The sequence below is a fragment of the Agrobacterium sp. MCAB5 genome (genome assembly GCF_052114365.1).
GTDB classification, from domain to species: domain Bacteria; phylum Pseudomonadota; class Alphaproteobacteria; order Rhizobiales; family Rhizobiaceae; genus Agrobacterium; species Agrobacterium tumefaciens.
This window is the reverse complement of the sequence record NZ_JBFREP010000064.1, coordinates 1-857: the sequence shown is the minus strand read 5'-3', so window position 1 is coordinate 857 and position 857 is coordinate 1. Positions and strand designations below refer to the sequence as shown.

Annotated in this window: 1 protein-coding gene; it reads right to left on the bottom strand. The window is 57.4% G+C overall.

From position 1 onward, the window contains the following. Positions 1–744, bottom strand: a 744-nt coding sequence (locus AB4Z23_RS27310) for an ABC transporter substrate-binding protein (protein WP_441361162.1), incomplete at its 3' end; no start/stop codon positions are given. Positions 745–857 lie beyond the last annotated feature (113 nt).

Here is an 857-nt window from a genome sequence, read left to right as displayed (position 1 = left end):
CCCCTTTGGCACGACGGCACCCTGGAAGATGTCTTCAAAGCCGTTTTTCTGGCCGACGCCTGACAATTCCAGCTGTCCGTTTGCTTGAGAAACGAAATAGGTAAGCGGTGCCTGCGAGGAGAAGAATGCGTCGGCGCGCTTGGAGCGAACGGCTAGGATCGATGCTGGCTGGTCGGTGTAGGACTGCACTTCGACCGGCTCCTTGCCATCGGCCTTGCACTTGTCCGACTGCACCTTGATCACCCGCTCGGCGGATCCGCCGGCCATGACCGAAATACGCTGGCCACAAGCGGTATCCAGCGACGTGATGCCCTTGGGATTTCCTTTTAGCGTTGCGAAGACTACATATTCCTGTACCCAATCGACGAAATCACTGGCCGCTTCGCGATCCTTGTAGTCGCCAATCGGACCAAAGGCGAACTGGTAACGGCCCGAATTGACGCCGGCCAGCAGCGCCGGCAAACCGCCAACTGTCGCGTGCTCGATTTTAACGCCGAGCACCTGTCCGATCGCGTCGGTCAGGTCGGCGCTAGCGCCGGTCATTTCCGTGCCGGTCACGATTTCGTAGGGAGGGAACGATCCGTTGTTGACGGAAGTCATCTTGCCGGCGGCCTTGATGTCTTCCGGCAGGCGATCGTGCAGTTCCTTGTTCACGTCCAGCTTGATGGATGCATCCAGCGCTTTGGCGACGCCGGCCAATGCCACACCTGCGAGGGCGAGAGCGATGAGTTTCTTATGCGACATGTTCATTCCCCTTTTTTTGAAGCTATGTTTCCTGAGAGATTAAGGTGACGGCTTGCTGGTTCAGATTCGGCTACCATCCGTGTCGAATGTGAAAAGCTCTTCCGGCGTCATGT